An 18569-nucleotide genomic window follows, 5' to 3' on the forward strand; every position below is an offset into this window, starting at 1 on the left:
GCTCCGCAAAAAGCGCTCTCGCGATCCTACACACATGCGGAAATCGCCATGCTCGTTGCACTTCGCATGCCTTCTTTCCTTATGTGTGTTTAGTCTTCAAAGTGATACATGAGCTCTTGCAAGCAAGGCTATGTATCACCTTGAATCCTTTATTCTCATCACGTTTGGAACCCAGTTTATGAGTTTGAGGCGGCTGGTTTTGTCGGTGGCGAGCATGCCGATTTGGTAATAGCCTGAAGGCAGGACGCCCTTTTCGATCTTAACCTTGTAGCCTGTGAGGTCAACATTGACCTGATCCTGGAGCCTCACTCTGATGTCAGGCCTGTACCAGGTATATATAGGGAAACTATAAACCTTGGGTCCCACAGGTCCCGCTCCGTTCTCGTAGCGTTCCACAAGACGAAGAAGCAGCTTTCTTTCAAAAAGAGCATTGTCGGAGCCGATGACAAAGCTGTAGCCCTTAAGGTAATAGCCTTCCTCATTGCCCTCAGCATTGACGCCGTAGAGCCAGTTGTCCAGGGATGCGTTGTACTCACAGCCAATCCTTAAGCACTGATCTTCTCTGGCCCCTTTGATTCCCTTGTCGTGGATACTGCATATGGAATAGGGAATGTCCTCAACAGGGGTGTAGTCCTCTCTCGGAATGATTGCCGAAATAGTCTCATCCTCTGTAAGATGTGGGCTGTAGAAGGGGTCCACATTGTAGAGATGTGCATGGCGTCTCATAAGAGTATCGCCCTCTACGGCAAGTCTCTCCATCTTCTTGGGGTCAAGGTTATCAAGACCTCTGGAAAGGGACTCATGGTGCTTAAGATATATATGATTACAGCACAGGTTATAGTAACCCTTCTCAAAAATGCTGTAGCAAAAATCAACATCGTTAAAGGCCACCTTCAGCTCTTCCGGGAAACCTCCCACATCCCTGAACTTCTGTCTGCTGATCATAAGACAGGCCGCAGTTGCACCGATGGTGTTGTGGATTCCTCTGTTGTAGCCGAAATAATGGCTCTTGTTGTCGTGCATCTTCTGAAGCTTGTGCACGGGACCTCTTCTCACATTGGCAATGCCCGCATGCTGAATAAGGTCTGTATCGGGGTAGATAAGCTTGGCTCCCACTGCTCCCACATGCTTAAGCTGAGCCTGGGACAGCATCTCGCGCATCCAGCCTTCCTTCACAGCCTCTATGTCATCATTCATGAAAAGAAGATACTCCCCCCTGGTATTCTTAACACCCTTGTTGCACATAGCGGAGAAGTTGAATTCATCCAACTTGTACAGGTAATTGATATGGGTAAGTCCGTTTTTCTTAGGGATCTTGCCTATGAAAACGCCATACCTGACGCGGTTCTTGGCATCGCTTCCATTATCAAGGACAACAATATCGTAGGTGATATTGGGCTCGCCCCCGGTGGTCTCAACAATGGACTCAAGGCAGCGCCTAAGCACCTCGGGATGATCCTTGGAAGGAATGATGATGGAAACCGTTGTGGGTTTCAGCAGCATATGTCTGGAATTATGGAAGGACCTTCCGTAAAAGACATCCTGTTCGGGGTTCCTATGGAAAAGAACTTCTCTGATATGTCCGATAGGGAAATCCAGTCCTGTTCGCTTGGCGAAGGCATGCTCATGAAGAGCGATCATGCAGAATAAAACATCCGCAGAAAGAAGGGAAGCTTCAAGTCCCACCTGCTCCGGTGAATTGCGCTTGTTGGCAGTTCCACCCAGCATTCTCACAGCACCGTCATATTCGCCGTCGGAGGCATGCATTACAGAAGCACGGCAGGCAAAGAAGCTGCCGATATAAAAAGCATTAAGATATGAATCCGGGGACCAGTCGGGCTTAAAGAAGGGATGGATATATTTTCCTCCCTTGCCGATCTCGTCCTCGTCTCCGTATACAAGATTATGTTCGGGATGAGCGATAAAATACTGTTTGACCACCTCTGTAGCCCTTCTGGTAAGTTTACCCTTGGGGCTGACAAAGAGGTATACCACGGACTCGTCTCCCTTGTTCTCGGAAATATCCCAGACCTTGGAATAAGGTATCACCTTGACCTTGGGCTCAGGAAGCTTGTGGGGCACGATCTCCCCGGTGGGAAGAGTCTCGTAGCTGACAGGCGCCTCTGCAGGGACAACACTCTGTTTCTCAATAGCGTGCTGCCACTTGTCGTAGGCTGAAGATTTACTGCTTACAGCTTTTTTGTATTTAGTTGTTCTGCCCTTTACAAGAACAGCCTTGGCTAAATCTTTAAGCATAATCCCCCTTTAATACTCCTCGTCATCTCTAAAATAGCGTTCCTCACGCTTTTGCTTTATCTTTTTGCCGATCTTCTTAATAAGATTGTCGGCGGGTGACTTCTCCTCTTTGCGGTTCTGCTGCTCAAGGGATTCCACAATGGCAGCTGCCGAAGACAGAGGAATAAGTGTCGTTATGAGCTTGACCTTAAGATGGTTTCTCTCCTGAACCACCAGATTCTCGCCCGTAAGCCCGAATTCAATGTTCGGGTCACCTGTATCAAAGATCATGGAATCATCCGATATCCATTCCCCATTAACCGGATGAATCGAAACATCCACATCGGAATCGGATAAGCTCGCACCGTTCCAGGTGGCATCTGCTATCGTCACAAGACAGGGTGCGAAAGCGGGATCTATTCTAACAACCCTGCATCTTGAATCAACTCTGATATCCAGCTCAACAGTGCTGTTATCGTCGTACTGCTCCTCAGGGAAAATGCTGTCGTCCTCTGAGTAGCCATCGCCGGTATCAAGATATATCTGGAGGCAGTCAGCGGGTCTTGCAGCCTCTACCTTGGTGTTGATATCCTTGGGAACCGTGATCTTTCTTCCGATCTTTTTCCAGATCTCAACCATGGACATTCTGTTGCCGGTGACATATTTCTGGAAGGCATATTCCTCTTCGATAAGCCCCTTGATATCCTCTTCGGATAAGCCGAGCCTCTGGAAAACAGGCTTGGGATCGAACTTCTCTCTCTTTCTGTCCTCAAGTCTGTAACAATACAGAGCTCTCCATACCTGTTCCCTCGGAGGTATGCATTTTCCGTAGGTCCACTCATAATCTATTATAGTCCAAATAGGGCCATTGACCATAATATTTGAGAAAATAAGGTCATAATCAGACACAGGATAGGTATCCTTGTAGCTGATCCTTCTGATGTATTCGTTAAGAAGAGCATTGAAGCCCTCCATATCATCCTTGTCTATGCACTGATCAAGAAGGGATGCCAGCGGAACTCCGTTTACGAAGGAGAAGATCGCACAGCCCTCTTTCTCATTGATCTGACAGTCGTTGATCTCAAGGTCTCCGCCTCTGAACTTCTCAACAAGTCCCACATAGGCGTCTCTTATGCTGTAGACATGCTCCTTGGCAGCCTCTGTAAGCGGATATTTCTTGATAATCCTTCTGCCTGCTCTGTCAATGGCAATGTCGGTTCTTATCTTGAACTCATCAACTCTGTCGTTGCTGTATTTGCTGTAGATGGTGTCAAAGCCCGGGCCCAGAATAACTTCAAAGGAGTTGGCAAAATCAGGATACATACCGTCCTTAACAAGATCCTCATAGGCATGCTTCTCATTAAAAAGAACAAGTCTGTCCCTGTCATAGTTCCTGACGTTATCCTGAAGCTCTCCGAATTTCGGGAGATATGAATCGGAGTGAAGGAGAGTCATAAGTTTGTAATCCGGATAAGGATAATAGAAATGATACTCATTCATTCCGCATTTTTTGAATATATTAATAAGACCGTTCCTTGTGAAGGTCTTGGCAACGCTGTCTGAGGAATAGCCCTCGATTCCGGAGAAATAGGTTCCAAGGTGATCCTCGGCGCAGCCTGCAAAGTACTTAAGTCCCAGACGGTTCTCAATGGCGATGACGATTCTTCCGCCCTTCTTCAGATGTCTTCCGAGCATTCTAAGAAATCTCTCGTAGGGGTTGTCGGTTCCAATGTAGCCCTGTCCGTACTCAAATACTCCGATAAGAAAAATGTAATCGAAATCCCTGGGAAGATCCGGCTCAATGTCACGGAAATTACCAACATGAATAGTCACGTTATCACAGTCGCTGTTTCTGGTGGCATTGATCTCTGAACGTCTTCTGGAAAGGTCGCAGGCCACAACAGAGCCGGCCTTCTGTGACAGCATACCGGTGATGGCGCCGCACCCTGAGCCAACCTCAAGGACCTTGGCTTTTTTGTCCATGGGGATCCACTCAACAATGTTGGCTCTCTGCTCGGACAGATGATAGAGAATGGGCCAGTTGCCCCTCTCCTCGATGACCTTGTTGTATTCTTCCTTCTTGTATTTTTTTACAATCTCAAGAAGCTCGTTCTCAATAGCTCCGTCGCTATAGAGATCGACCCCGGAATAATGTTTGAAATTCAGTGTGACCTTGCCAATCTTAACTTCTTCCTGCATTTGCTTGTCCTTGTCAAATGTTTACTCTGCGTCTTCTACTGTGCATGTGGAATTCATGTCATAATAGCCGACGGTGTTCTTGTCGGAAACAACCGTGATATTAAGGGCATCGTAGAGCCTGTGATACACGGTAAAATCGTTCTGCTTAAAACCTGTAACTCCAAAGCTGATAAGGTATTCACCGCCCTGAAGCGACATATTCTGGGTAAAAGTAATCTCCTTCACATCCCCGGCCTTAACAGGCTCAAGGAAGGCCTTCTCCACCATGGAGTTGGTACCCGTTATCTCAATTCCCATAATGTTCTTGAAAGTAAAGGCGAAAATCGGTGCCTGAACATCCTGGGTAAATCTGACCTTCATATGAACAGAGAAATCCGTTCCCTTTATAATGGAGCTGGTTCTAACGCCATTAGAATCCGTTACGAAATACTCTTCTATAGTCGCTGCTCCGTCGCCGTATTCAAGAGTGTCGGGATTGACTGCATCGGCCTTGCCGGCGTTGTTATTAGTCTTGTCTTTAGCCTTGTCGCTGCTGCTATCCTTGATCTTATCCTTGGAACGTTTGTCGGCATTAGCTGCGGCCTCTCTTATGTCCTCATCATCAAGGAGATTGTCGATATCGCTCTTGGGAAGAGGATACTGTCCCACAAGAACCTGCTTGTAGATATCGATCATCTTCTTAGGGGTGCCTTCTCCAAGGAGTACGCCCTGGTTCAGAAGAACCGCCCTGTCGCAGTACTTACTGATACTGGAAAGGTCATGGGATACAAAAAGAATGGTCTTACCCTGCTTCTTGAACTCTTCGAACTTGTGATAGCACTTAGCCTGGAAGAATACGTCTCCGACTGAAAGTGCCTCATCTACGATAAGTATCTCAGGATCGATATTGATGGCCACCGCAAAAGCAAGGCGGACAAACATACCGCTGGAATAGGTCTTGACCGGCTGGTATACGTAATCACCGATGTCTGCAAACTCCAGAATTGCATCCAGCCTTTTCTCTATCTCTTCCTCGGAAAAGCCGATCATCATACCGTTCAAGTAGATGTTGTCAATTCCGTTGTACTCCATGTTAAAGCCGGCGCCCAGCTCCAAAAGAGCTGAAATATGTCCGTCAACATTAACCTCTCCCGCAGTCGGTGAGAGTACCCCTGTTATGATCTTGAGGATAGTTGACTTACCGGAGCCGTTGGTTCCGATGATTCCTACGGTCTCGCCCTTATGAATCGAAAGACTTACGTTGTTAAGAGCAAGGTGCTCCTTGTACTTTTTCTTCCTGGCAAGTCCAAGCGAGTCCTTAAGTCTGTCCATGGGCTTATCGTAGAGTTTATATGATTTGGTGAGGTTTTTTACCTCAATAGCTATATCTTTTTCCATTTATACTCCAAAAAGCAGCGGTATTATCAAAGGATATCTGCAAAGTGTGGCTTGGACTTCTTGAAGATCAGGGCTCCGAGACAGAAGGTTGCCACTACAAAAAGCCAAAAATATGTTGAAGAATAAAAATGCTCAAAGAACCATGTGTCACCGTAGATGGCGTTACGGTAGCCCTCAACGATGTAGGTCATGGGATTGAGCTTGATCAGCCACTTAAACTTGTCTGGAACGATCTCTATGTTCCACAGAATAGGTGTATACCACTGGAACAGCTGAAGTCCGATATTGATGATCTGCAATAAGTCCCTGAAAAATACTACTATTGCGCAGGTAGCATAACTAAGAGACAGGACAAGTATAAACTCACAACCCATGTAATAAATTATCTGCAACCAGTAGATGTTAGGATAATAACCATAGATGCAGGCGATTATCATAAGAACACAGATAAAGAAAATGTGAATGAACATAGCTGCTATTATCTTGATGATGGGCAGAATGCTTATCTTGAACAGTACCTTTTTTACCAGATAGTTATACTCCAGCAGCGATGTGGTTCCGTTGGTAATAGCTTCTGTAAAGAAAAACCAGGGAACAAGACCGGTTGTAAGGAAAAGAACATAGGGAACTTCAATTCCTCCTGAAACCGCCTGGGCTCTCTGATTGAAAATAATATCAAACACAATATAATACATGCAAACAGTGACCACCGGCTGTGCCAGTGCCCACACTATGCCCATATAAGAGCCTGCATATCTTTTTTTGAAATCATTGACGGCCAGCCTTTTGATGAGCTTCCTGGAATTCCACAGCTCCACAGGCAATACAGTAAGCTTGTCATACCAGGCAAAAACCAGTATGCAGCTCACAGCGATAAGGGTGCATCCGCAGATCTTCTTGAGCATCTCTGTATGCGGATCTGCCAGGGGGTTATTGTGGAGAATCACCACCAGGGCAAGGGCAAAGGCCAATACATAGAAAACGCCCAAGCCTATATGCTTGGGAAGTTTCTTAAGTCCGGTATTCAATATTCCTTGATTCCTCCCCATTTTGTATCCTTATCAGAAAAGATAAGTTCTACTCCATCCTGAAGGGGCCACTCTACGCCGATATCGGGATCGTTCCAGATAAGTCCTCCCTCGTCATTAGGATGGTAAAAATCAGAACATTTGTAAGCAAACTCTGCGTAATCGGAAAGAACCAGGAAGCCGTGCGCAAATCCCTTGGGAATAAAGAACTGCTTCTTGTTCTCTGCGGAAAGAACTACTCCGAACCACTTTCCGAAGGTCTTGGAATCTCTTCTAAGGTCAACGGCAACGTCGAAAACCTCACCGTTAATGCATCTTACAAGCTTGTCCTGAGGAAATTCCTTCTGGAAATGAAGGCCCCTGAGAACTCCTCTCTTACTTGCTGACTGATTGTCCTGAACAAATTCCACATCGATTCCGGCGTTAACAAAATCATTTTTGTTGTAGGTCTCAACAAAATAGCCTCTCTCATCGCCGAATACCTTGGGTGTGATTACCTTAAGTCCCTCTATTTCACATGTTTCTACTGTTATCTGTCCCATTTCAAATTCTCCAAAATATAATTTCTTAATGTGCTCCCGAAGTTCCTTCTACACTGTCGGAAACGGGAATCACTGAAGGGAGTGATGCTCCCTCATTACTGATGTCAGCTCCGGCCTCAGCATCAGGGTTCTCAAGCTGACCCACAATTGCCATGCCGGTACCTGCGGTATCTTCCTCCATCCCGGAAGATTCATAGGCTGCCTCCTCCGTAGCCTCGGAAGAAGCAGAAGACTTCTTGATCACAACAACGGAAGGAACCTTCTCTGTCTCGTCAAAAAAGTCCTCATCATATAAAAAGCCGTTAAGGTTATCCCCTATCTGCTCTCCATATGCCTCTTCGGCCAGAGTAAGAGAAACCGCCTCAGAGCTCTCCCCGGTAGCGGAGTTATTACCCTTTTTGCCGAAAAGTCCGCCTATTTTGTCTGCGTTGGTAGCATAGACAATAACTGCAATAAGTGCAAAAACACTAATTATGGTAAGTAGAGCCATTCTAAATACTTTAGAATCCATACTTCGCTTCGCTCCGTAATTGGATTGTCATGAAAGTCTGCTTCGCAAAAAGGACAATCCGTTGTGCATCATATTCTCACGAACTGTGCAGCGGTGTGCGCAGTTCTGCTTATAGACCGTTTGCAACTTCTACTAGATATTTACCGTAATCAGTCTTCATAAGAGGCTCAGCCAGCTTGAGCAGCTGCTCCTTGGTGATGAAACCTCTCTTGTAGGCTATCTCCTCGATGCAGGAGATGTACAGGCCCTGTCTCTTCTGGAATGCGCATACGAAATCAGCTGCATCAAGAAGTGAATCGTGATTGCCTGTATCAAGCCATGCAAAGCCCCGACCCATGGTCTCTACACGGAGCTCGCCGCGATTTAAGTACTCATTGTTGATGCTGGTGATCTCAATCTCACCTCTTGCAGAAGGCTGTACATTTGCTGCAATCTCAACAACCTTGTTATCGTAGAAATACAATCCGGGAACCGCATAGTTACTCTTGGGATTCTCGGGTTTCTCCTCGATGCTGATGGCCTTGCCGTTCTCATCGAACTCAACAACGCCATAAGCTCTGGGATCTCTTACATAATATCCGAAAATTGTTGCTCCGCTCTCTCTTGAGGAAACTTCTCTAAGGAGCTTGCTAAAGCTCTGACCATAGAAAATGTTGTCACCGAGAACAAGGGCTACCGAATCCTTGCCAATGAAGTCTGCACCGATAATAAATGCATCAGCAAGCCCCCTTGGCTGCTCCTGAACAGCATAAGAGAACTTCATTCCAAGCTGCTCTCCTGTTCCAAAGAGCTCCTCAAACATAGGAAGATCTCTGGGAGTTGAAATAATAAGCACCTCTCTTATCCCTGCCAGCATAAGTGTGGAAAGGGGATAGTAGATCATGGGCTTGTCATATACGGGCATCATCTGCTTGGACATTGCCCTGGTAAGAGGATAAAGCCTGGTTCCTGAACCGCCGGCTAAAATAATACCCTTCATGTTATAAATCTCCTTTTACAATAGACGATCAGCGGTTGCTGTACATCGCTTCGTAGTACTTCTCATAGTCGCCGCTGGTTACGTGCTGCAGCCACTCCTGATTCTCGAAGTACCATTTGATAGTCTTCCTGATACCTTCCTTGAACATGGTCTCAGGTTCCCATCCGATCTCGGCCTTGATCTTATCGGGAGCGATGGCATATCTTCTGTCATGTCCCTTTCTGTCTGATACGTACTTGATAAGATCGTAGGAGATCTTAGCCTTTCTGGGATCTGAATCATCAAGCTCTTCTCTCAGAACATCAATGATGGTCTTAACGATCTCAATGTTCTGTTTCTCATTATGTCCGCCGATATTGTAGGTCTCGAAGAGCTTGCCCTGCTCCTGAACCATATCGATAGCCTTGGCGTGGTCCTCAACAAAGAGCCAGTCACGAACGTTCTTGCCATCGCCGTATACAGGAAGGTCTCTGCCTGCAAGGGCATTGTTGATATGAAGCGGAATAAGCTTCTCAGGGAACTGGTAAGGTCCGTAGTTGTTGGAGCAGTTGGTGATATTAGCAGGGAACTTATATGTATCCATATAAGCCTTAACAAGCATATCTGAGCTTGCCTTACTTGCTGAGTAAGGGCTGTGAGGATCATAAGGTGTTGTCTCATAGAAATATGCGTTAGGATCCTCGGGAAGTGAACCGTATACCTCGTCTGTACTTACATGAAGGAACTTCTTGCCCTCCTTGAAGGAACCGTCGGGAAGCTCCCATGCCTTCTTGGCTGCGTTCAGCATTGTTGCTGTTCCGAGAACGTTGGTCTGAACGAAGACCTCGGGATTGACGATGGATCTGTCAACGTGGCTCTCTGCAGCGAAATGAACTACTCTGTCGATGTCATTCTCTTCAAAGATCTTGTTAATGGCATCTCTGTCGCAGATATCGGCTCTGATAAAAGTATAATTATCTCTGCCTTCTATATCCTTGAGGTTCTCAAGGTTACCTGCATAGGTAAGTACATCCACGTTGATGATACGGATGTCGTTGTCGTACTTCTTAAACATATAATGAATGTAATTAGATCCGATGAATCCGGCTCCGCCGGTCACTAGATAAGTTCTCATTTAATACCTTCTTTCCAAAAAATCAAATTTTTACCGAAATAGTATACCACAAAAATTTGTCAAATTTAATAGCAAATATTCATGTCCACGTTTCCGCTTATACCCGATATTCTACCCTTTGAGGTATACTGCCACATATCATATCGTGATGCGCTGTAGGTAGGCTCCTTGGCGTACTGTGCAAGCCAGATATGATACTTGCTGATCTGGGAGGTGTTGATATAGCTGGTAAGCCAGGTCTTATTGGCATAAACACCTGCCTTGTATCCCGCAGACTGAATTGTTCCGCAGAAAGCCTTGATATTGGCTGTTCTCTGGGATACGCTGATGGAGTCTCCTCTTCCGCCGCTGGCCTCAACATCCATATAAACAGGAAGCTGTATGCCATAGCCGCTGAGGAGATTGATGACCATTGAGGCCTCTTCTACCGCCTCAACCTCGTCCACAGCCTGTGAGTAGTAATACACTCCGACTCTGAGACCTGCTGCAAGGGCTCCTCTGATATTGGTCCTGAAGGTTGGATCCTCTACCATAACACCTGTTGAATAGCCTCTGTAGCCGCATCTGATGATAGCGAAGTTTACTCCGGAGTTCTTGACTGCCTTCCAGTCAATGTTTCCGTTGTGCTTGCTGACATCGATTCCGACTGTAGGTGCGGATTTGGCAAGAACACCGTCTGAACCGAATACATATTTTACATGGTTGATGACCTGTTCTCCGGTCACATAATTGCCGCTGTTATCATAAAAGTATGTCTTGCCGTCAATGGTTGCCCAGCCGTGATATATCTTGTTCTTGTTCTCAACTTTCTTATAGAAAACCTTGTAGGACTCATAGTCCGCATAGGTCGCAACTCTGTACTTGCCGTCGGACTCAAGGACATAGAGTGTATTGCCGTCCTTATCCTTAAGCTCCTGATGAACTACTGTCACATCAATAACGGCGTCCTCATAGCCTTCAGCAGATACTGTGATCTTGCAGCTTCCTTTGCTGACAGCAGTGATGGTTCCGTCATCGGATACCTTGGCGATATTCTTGTCGCTGGTGCTGAAGGAGAGCTTAAGTCCTGACTCCTTGACCTTGATCTTCCTGGTCTGCTTCTCGTAGAGAGTAAGGCTTGTGATCTCAATAGGAACCACAGCTGACTCGAGCTTCTTGGTAACCGTTACCTCTACCCTGGCATCCTCATAGCCCTTGGCGGATACGGTAATAACTGCAGATCCTTCGGCAACTGCTGTTACAGTTCCCTTCTTATCAACCTTAGCAACTGAGTCGTTGTCTGAGGAGAATTTGCACTTGGCAGAATCATCGGTACATTTAATTACATAGGTCTCCTTCACATACATTGACACGCTGTAGTTTTCAAGAGGAACTCTGCCGGTCTCGATGACTTCTTCCTCCTTCTTGGTAACAGTTACTGTCACATATGCGGCTTTGTAGCCTTCGGCGGTTATGGTTATTGTTGCGGTTCCTTCAGCTGCGCCTGTTATTCTGCCATTGTCATCAACATAGACAACAGAGGAATCGCTGGTCTCGAAATAGAGGGTTGCATCTGCAGATGCCTGGATGGTATCCATTTCGCCGACTTCAAGTGTAAACGAGGTCTTATTAAGGGATATCTCCTTGGGTTCGTCCACTTCTATGGTTCCGCTCTCACCGGGAGAGTCGTTACCTTCGCCGGTATTTCCTTCGCCGCCTCCGTTTTCACCACCTTCCTCTTCATCGGTGGTGAGTTCTTCGGAAGCGCTTTCCGAAAGGGGGCTCTCAGAGAACCTTCCGAGGGTCTTGATGGTAACCTTGGAGGATCCGCTGGGCTCGGGAACATCTTCCTTCTTAACTTCGGAATAGGTTGTTGTTCCGTCACCGTCGCCGTCTTTGACCCAGCTCTCTCCGTCCCAGTCAACGGTATCGGCAAGCTCGGATTCTGTCTCCTGCCCGCCCTTTGCCTCTTCCTGGGCAACATTTATCTGGGACTCTTTCTTAATCTCGTTCTTAACATCCACTGCCTTCATCTCAACAGTATCTTTTACCTTGACGGTCAGTGTCTCGGTGCTGAGTTTATAATCTGAATAATTTGAGGGCAGCTCCTTGGGAGTTACCTTGTAGGTTCCAGCTGTAAGCTTGGTCTTATAGATGATTCCATCCTGATCATGGTCATCATAGGAAACGGTGGTTCCGTCGGGAGTCACAACCGAGATTTCAAAAGGCACTCCGCCTATGAGCTTGCCGGACTCCTTGTCCATGAACTTGACCTTGATATCGCTCTTAATGGAGGTGAGGGTAACCTTGACTTCGCAGCCCTTCTGCTCCTCTTCTGGCTCCTCTTCCTGCTCCTCCATAGCTTCCTCGCTGATAAGCTCTGCTGCCATCATCTTGGCTCTCTGGGCATCGGCAATGGCGATAAGTCCGCTCTGTCCAACGACCTGAACATCATCAAGGGATGCTCCGACTTCCGCAAAAGCGCCAAGTTCGTCGTTCTTGCTCATGGCGGTTGCATACAGAGTTGCTGTCACAACTGCGCCTGTAACAAGTATTATTGCAAAAACAGCCGCTATACGCTCAACAGCTGTAGCTGATGCGATAGCATCTCCTATACGCGCAAAGAAAAGCGCAGCCGAACCTCTGCCAGACTTCCTTGCAGGCTTCTTCTCATAGTACTCCTCATCATATTCATCATCTTCATAATAGGAGTCGTCGTACTCGCTGTCTTCATAGCGGTCATCTTCGTAGCCGTCGTCTTCGTAGTAATCGTCCTCGTAGTCATCGCTGTCATGTTCCGGCTCTTCATCGTAAGAGCGGGCATTATCAGAAGCGCGCTCATTGACTTCATCTGTATCAGGCGCCTTGGACTGAGGCTCATCCACGGGCAAAATCTCATCCTCAGGATAATCATCATCGTCAAGATAATCCTCGTCCGTAAACTCGTAATCCTTAACAGGTTCAGCCTCGGAAACGGGTGCCTTCGGCTCTTCTTCGACTCTTCTTACGCCTGACTTCTCATAGTATTCCTCAAGCTCCTCCTGGGAATACTCTTCGTCTTCGTAGTCTTCTTCGTATTCTTCGTCGTAGTCCTCTTCGTAATCCCCGTCAGAGTCCTCGTCCTCATAGTAATCATCTTCGTAGTAATCGTCTTCGTAATACTCTTCTCGGGCGTCAAAATCTTTGCTGCGTTTGGTATCGTTTTTTCTCCCGAATAATTTCAAACCTTTTTTCATTAATGTCTCCCCAAAAAAGCTCTTAAAATATACATTCTTACGTAAAATTCTAACATTTAACCGCTATGACGGCAACTTTCAGCCAAGGCCGTAAAAAACCGCAATGCCTCCAAGTATCAGCACCATGCCTATAAGCTTTCTGATAGTGAACTTCTCCTTGAACACAAGTCTTGAAAGGAACATCACTATGATATATCCCAGAGGCTCCATTACAACAACGCCCATATATCCAAGGCCGTCATAACAGAATATCGAGATGATCATTGATATCATCAGCATTCCGTAGCCGCCTATAACAAGGGCGTTAAGGTATTCCCTGATAAAAGAGGGATATTCCTTCTCCGCACTCTTTTTAAGAAGGATCTGTGATGTGGAGGCGATAAGCTCAGCCAGGATCATAAGAAGGAAAAATACATTCATTGTTTCTTTTCCTCCTCTTCTTCGGAGATTCCGCTGTTCATCACCATGACACCGATGACAACCAGCACCACGCCCACTACCTTGAAGGGTGTGATACCGTTATGGAAGATTATGAAGTTCCATACCATTGACCACATGAGGGTCAGAGCCTTGTTGGCATAGGCTATGGACAGCTGGAACTTCTTGATCATCTGCTGCCAGATAAGGGCATAAGCCGCAAGTATAACAAACTCAAGCCCAAAATAGAGTATGTACCACCAGGATAAAAACTCATGCTTGGAGGCAAGGTTTGCAGCTACGGTGGACAGTGAATATACCACCACTGCGCTCTGAAGCTGCAATAAATCTACTATTCCCAATTTTTTCCTTTTCATAATTCCGCCCTGTAGCTCTTAATTCTAAGTATTGATATCTATTTCTTAATCCCTGTTATAGATTGCACTTACAAAGTGGGATGCTATATGCTCGTTGCAGGCTGCGTTGGTATGAATGTTGTCAAGAAGCCAGCCTGAGCTGTTGTCCTCATGAACAGTGCCGTAATAATTGTCGATAAATGACACGCCGGTAGCTCCGGAATTGTCGATCATAAACTGCAGGTAAGTTGTAAGCTTGCCGTTGCCGAAATCATATCTGTCGCCGCTCACAAGTGCTCCCGTGGAGTCATAGGCATAGCACATGGTAAAGGACATACATACGATCCTGATGTGAGGATACTTCTCCTGGAATCTCTTAATTCCGTAGTTAAGGGCGCCGCTGTAGGTGATGGGATCCTGATCGTTGTCGGGATTCATGCCGACTCTGAGCTTGAGATAATCGGAAGCATCATAGAAAATAACCAGAGTATCCACCTTGTCAAAGTCCACGTCGCGAAGCTTTCTGGCATGGTCCTCATAGGTGTAGTCCGTATAGTTGGAAGCGCTGTCCACAAGCATATCAAGGTTGCCGTCAACGATGCAGTCGATGACATTCTTGAAGCTGTAGATATCAGCAGGATAATTGTCCTGTCTCTCAGCATATTTAAGCGCTACAGTAGTGTCGGGGAAACCGCAGTTATATACGGTTGCGCCAAGCTTGGAGCCTATCTGCTCCACAACTCCTGTCTCGCCCTGATCATAGGTAATCGCATCATTTCCGAGAAACAGTATTGTCTCGGTGCCGTCATCCTCGTGGCCTGCCTTCTTTTCCTCAGGCAGCACAAAGATCTGGTCAAGAACCTCTACCTCGGCATCAACTCCCGTCTGGCCTTCAGTCTCCACGGTTCCGCTGTTCCATTTAATCAGCTTGTACAGTGAAAATACAATTACAACAACAATAACAGCCAGTACCGAAATATGAACCCATACAGGGATCTCCGATAAAAAGCTTTCCTTTTCAGTATTTCTTTTTTTACTCATACCTAGCATCCTTCCCGACCGGTATTACCAGTCTTTTGAAAAAAGAGTATCATAATCAAAATCAGCTATGATCTGTTTCATCTTAAGAAGCTCATTGTCCATCTCATCCACGCTGTGAACCTCATGGGTTCCGTTTGCGAAACATTCCACCATATACCTGTTGATCTCAGGCTTGTAATGAGAATAATCAGCGTAGTTATTAAGATCCGTAACCTCCTCCATGTTCTGGAAGTAGTACAGATGAACATTGTCGTATTCAAGAAGCCTCTCCGCAATATACCTGTACTGGGCAAAGGTGGCATCATAGGAATTCTCCTGCATCACATTGTGCCAGTAGAGAATACTGTAGGGAGGGTAAAAAACGTAAAACTCCGTGTCCGGATTCTGCTCAATAAAGGGCAGAATATTGACCTCGAGGTTTTCTTTGGTCTTGGGATATACCATTTCCCAGGTCACTTCCTCAGGGTTCTTCTCAGGTTCCTCATAGGTGTGCATTACCCACTGAATATTGTAATATTCCGGTGTCCACCAGCTAAAATAGATCTCTGACAGATCGGAACCCTTTTTCTGAATAAGAGGTCTCATTATGTACTGCAGCAGCACATCCTTGTTGAGCACATATTTAACGTCGTTAAAAATGTTGTCATCATAGAGGTACTCTGGAAGCGGATATTTGGTGGTATCCGTCTGCGCTGTCATCGTAGGTACGTCCATGGCAAGAAATACAGCCTTCACATCTCTGCTATGTCTGGCGTAGGTGCTTCTGTCAAATACGATGGACAAAATATTGCTGTCATCCTTGGGATATGCCCCGCTGTAGCTAAGCTTCACGGTATTAAGCCCCATGAATTCGTGAAAATCGTCGGTGTCAAAATTGACAGTCATGGAAGATCCGATAATGCAGGAATCGTACTTCATATTCTGTGCCATGCCCGGATTCTGGCTGAGCTGGTTGTCCACTATATAGGGAAAACCTTCAAGGGGCTCATGATAATGGAAAAAGGGATCCACATAGATCACAAGGCAGCTGCAGGCCGCAAAGAAAAGAAGCAGCATCGCCAAAAGGGCCAAAAAGCACCGTTTTCCTATGGAGTTTTTATCTTTTTTGTTATTATCCATGGCTTCCTTTCCTTAGAAATTCATATATAAAAAGGTGCTGACGCCGGCAAAGCTCACTATGCTCCAGGCAAGAAGCACAAAAGTAAGAACCGTACTTCCAAGGCCTATTCTGCAGTCCTTCACCTTCCTAATTGCATTTTTGTTAAAAAAGATCATTACACAGGCGGCCGCCAAGAAGCCCCAAAGGCACACATCCCAGGCAAAGCTCAGCTTCATTACGGGTGTCACCTTAAGGATATACCAGATCTCATCCAGCTGGAAGCAGGAGGAAAAACCTGCCGGTAATGCCTTTTTTCCTCCGGTAACCATTTTGGTAAAAAGCTTAAGGGCATCACTTACGGTGTTCGCTCTGAAAAATACCCAGGCCGCTGTAACGTATGCAAAGGTCAAAACAGTCTTAACCGTTCTGACAAAAACATTTCCTGTCTCAATGTTTTTCCTGTCACCCATAAGCATTCTGGTGATGACATAGAGCACGCCGTGCATGGCTCCCCAGACAATAAAGGTAAAGCCGTTTCCGTGCCACAGTCCGCTTATAAGGAACACTATCATAAGATTCAAGTAGGTTCTGGCTGTTCCCTTCCTGTTTCCTCCAAGAGGGATGTAAATATATCTTGTAAAAAAGCCTGTGAGGGTGATGTGCCAGCGCTTCCAGAAATCCACGATGTTAACTGCCCTGTAGGGTGAGTCAAAGTTAAGGGGCAGCTCCATTCCCATCATCATGCACACAGCGGCAGCCACGTCGCAGTAGCCGCTAAAATCAAAGTAAAGCTGGAAGGAATAGAACACGGCTGTAAGAACCGCTTCCAGACTTCCAAGGCTCTCCAGTGAGGAATAACCAAAATCCACCGCTGCTCCGAAGGTATCCGCAAGGATAACCTTTTTGAAAAGACCGACAGAAAATAAAAGCAGGGCTTTCATAAGCATGTTCCAATCAAGGACGCCTTCGAATGAAGCTCTTTTTTCCCTCTGAAAATCCTCTAATCTCATAAGAGGTCCCTGAAGGAGCTTTGGGAAAAACAGTATGTACAAAAGATAGTCCGTTATCTTATCTTCACTTTTTTCTCTGTAGGAGTCCACCAGGTATGAAATCTGGTTAAAGGTATAAAAGCTGATGGCCACCGGGAAGAATACTCCCGCAAACTTAAAGAAAAGCAAGGCTATGCAGTTACCGGCAACACCGGCAAAAAGCAGGACTTTCTTCACCTTATCCGCTGTGCACTTCCTGATAAGCAGCAGGATAACAAGGTTAAAAAGAATGCTTGCCCCAAGAACAATAAGGTTCCTCCGGCCAAAAAGGGCATAAAAAATAAGAGAACCGGCCAGGCAGTAGCAGGTAAGAACCTTATCTGCTGCCGGCTTCTCTCTGAGTGCTTTTCTTATTATGAAAAATCCCGCCATAAACAGCGGCAAAAACAGTAGTGCAAATTCGTAAGAGTTAAAAAGCATAAAAGACTTCCCCTGTGATCAAACCCAGAATTTCTCCACGGGCTCTTTCATATCTGAATCAGTCAGCTTGGAAAAAGCCTGCTGATCCTGTAAAAGAAGGTGATAAATGTGTACAGCATAATTGATATCATGAATAGAAACGCCGATATTGTAGGCCAGTATTCTCTCGCTGTCAGACTCTCTGCCCGGGGCCCTCTTGCAGATAACATCGCAGACCTCCGCAAAGCTTTTAAACTTTGAAAAGTTCTTAAAGTCTTTTACATGATCTGTATCGTCAGCATACACCTTATCAAAGAAAAGGTCGCAGTTCGTAAAGCCTCGTGTATGGATAGGAACCACCAATACGCCCTCGTCGAACCAATCATCCTTAGCTATATCATCTTCAAAATAGGTAGCACCGGAAACCACTACCTCTGAGCCCTTAATACACTCCTTTACGGAATCAACGATCCTGAACTCTATATTATCAAAGTCTTTGAACCTCTCGGCAAAATCCTCTGCCTGGTCCTTGTAGCGAAGAAGCTTTACCACAAGCTTTCTGTCTGTGATCATGGATGCAAGTATCAGCATGGTAGTCCTTGATACGTTACCAAGGCCGATAAATCCAAGGGCGGTAAAATTCTTTTTTGCAAAAGTAAGAATTGAATTAACCGCCACTGCGCCTGTTCTGTAGGCTGTTATCCAGTTGCCGTCCATAAGGGAAAGAAACTCGCCGGTTTTTGCGTCAAACAAAAGAATCTTACTGTCGAGGGAAGGCCTTCTTTCAGGATATCTGGTCACAACCTTGACCCCGCCCATCTTACCGTAGGGAGTATCTATTATGCTGGGCATGACATTGCAAAAAACATTGCCGGGAAGATTCATATGAGTCTTGGCAGGAAGAAAAGCTGCGGCTTTGTCAGCGATCATCCTCTCTGTCCATTCATAACAGACCCTTGGGGAAATCTTCAAATTTGCAATATCTTCAAATCCAACTATTTTCATAGA

The 18569-nt window shown here is 46.0% G+C and carries 15 protein-coding genes; all 15 read right to left on the reverse strand.

The genetic code is table 11. The annotated features are described in order from the left end of the window. Positions 1–135 precede the first annotated feature (135 nt). The 15 genes from G588_RS0115715 to G588_RS0115785 all read right to left on the reverse strand — a co-directional run bounded on the left by G588_RS0115715 (position 136) and on the right by G588_RS0115785 (position 18566). The gene (locus G588_RS0115715) at positions 136–2256 is read right to left on the reverse strand and encodes a glycosyltransferase (RefSeq protein WP_022779668.1); all 2121 of its coding nucleotides are present in this window, start codon (positions 2254–2256) and stop codon (positions 136–138) included. Positions 2257–2265: 9 nt separating this feature from the next. Then, positions 2266–4434 (reverse strand): class I SAM-dependent methyltransferase, encoded by a 2169-nt coding sequence (locus G588_RS22200; protein ID WP_022779669.1) that lies wholly within the window; start codon positions 4432–4434, stop codon positions 2266–2268. A gap of 21 nt (positions 4435–4455) precedes the next feature. Then, positions 4456–5811 (reverse strand): ABC transporter ATP-binding protein, encoded by a 1356-nt coding sequence (locus tag G588_RS0115725; protein WP_022779670.1) that lies wholly within the window; start codon positions 5809–5811, stop codon positions 4456–4458. 26 nt (positions 5812–5837) lie between these two features. Further along, on the reverse strand, positions 5838–6860 hold the full coding sequence (locus tag G588_RS0115730) for an ABC transporter permease (RefSeq protein ID WP_022779671.1): 1023 nt from the start codon (positions 6858–6860) through the stop codon (positions 5838–5840). Next, a complete protein-coding gene (gene rfbC / locus G588_RS0115735; RefSeq protein ID WP_022779672.1) occupies positions 6836–7381 on the reverse strand; it encodes a dTDP-4-dehydrorhamnose 3,5-epimerase in 546 nt (181 codons plus the stop codon). Before rfbC ends, G588_RS0115730 begins: the two co-directional genes overlap by 25 nt. A 25-nt stretch (positions 7382–7406) precedes the next feature. Continuing rightward, on the reverse strand, positions 7407–7892 hold the full coding sequence (locus G588_RS0115740) for a hypothetical protein (protein WP_022779673.1): 486 nt from the start codon (positions 7890–7892) through the stop codon (positions 7407–7409). A 109-nt stretch (positions 7893–8001) separates the two neighbouring features. Next, positions 8002–8871 (reverse strand): glucose-1-phosphate thymidylyltransferase RfbA, encoded by an 870-nt coding sequence (gene rfbA / locus G588_RS0115745; protein WP_022779674.1) that lies wholly within the window; start codon positions 8869–8871, stop codon positions 8002–8004. A gap of 28 nt (positions 8872–8899) precedes the next feature. Then, a complete protein-coding gene (rfbB, locus tag G588_RS0115750) occupies positions 8900–9985 on the reverse strand; it encodes a dTDP-glucose 4,6-dehydratase (RefSeq protein ID WP_022779675.1) in 1086 nt (361 codons plus the stop codon). A 65-nt stretch (positions 9986–10050) separates the two neighbouring features. Further along, entirely contained in the window at positions 10051–13200 is a 3150-nt protein-coding gene (locus G588_RS21830; protein ID WP_022779676.1) for a GH25 family lysozyme, read from the reverse strand. A 78-nt stretch (positions 13201–13278) separates the two neighbouring features. Further along, complete coding sequence (locus tag G588_RS0115760) at positions 13279–13620, reverse strand: hypothetical protein (protein ID WP_022779677.1); 342 nt, start codon at positions 13618–13620, stop codon at positions 13279–13281. Further along, positions 13617–13994 (reverse strand): transporter, encoded by a 378-nt coding sequence (locus G588_RS0115765; RefSeq protein ID WP_022779678.1) that lies wholly within the window; start codon positions 13992–13994, stop codon positions 13617–13619. The genes G588_RS0115760 and G588_RS0115765 overlap by 4 nt, the downstream gene beginning before the upstream one ends. A gap of 45 nt (positions 13995–14039) precedes the next feature. Continuing rightward, a complete protein-coding gene (locus G588_RS0115770; protein WP_022779679.1) occupies positions 14040–15014 on the reverse strand; it encodes a hypothetical protein in 975 nt (324 codons plus the stop codon). A gap of 24 nt (positions 15015–15038) precedes the next feature. Continuing rightward, the gene (locus G588_RS0115775) at positions 15039–16133 is read right to left on the reverse strand and encodes a hypothetical protein (protein WP_022779680.1); all 1095 of its coding nucleotides are present in this window, start codon (positions 16131–16133) and stop codon (positions 15039–15041) included. Positions 16134–16145: 12 nt separating this feature from the next. Further along, on the reverse strand, positions 16146–17582 hold the full coding sequence (locus G588_RS0115780; protein ID WP_022779681.1) for an MBOAT family O-acyltransferase: 1437 nt from the start codon (positions 17580–17582) through the stop codon (positions 16146–16148). Between the two features lie 18 nt (positions 17583–17600). Beyond that, complete coding sequence (locus G588_RS0115785; RefSeq protein WP_022779682.1) at positions 17601–18566, reverse strand: ornithine cyclodeaminase; 966 nt, start codon at positions 18564–18566, stop codon at positions 17601–17603. Positions 18567–18569 lie beyond the last annotated feature (3 nt).

It is taken from the genome of Butyrivibrio sp. AE3009 (assembly GCF_000420845.1).
Taxonomy (GTDB): domain Bacteria; phylum Bacillota; class Clostridia; order Lachnospirales; family Lachnospiraceae; genus Butyrivibrio.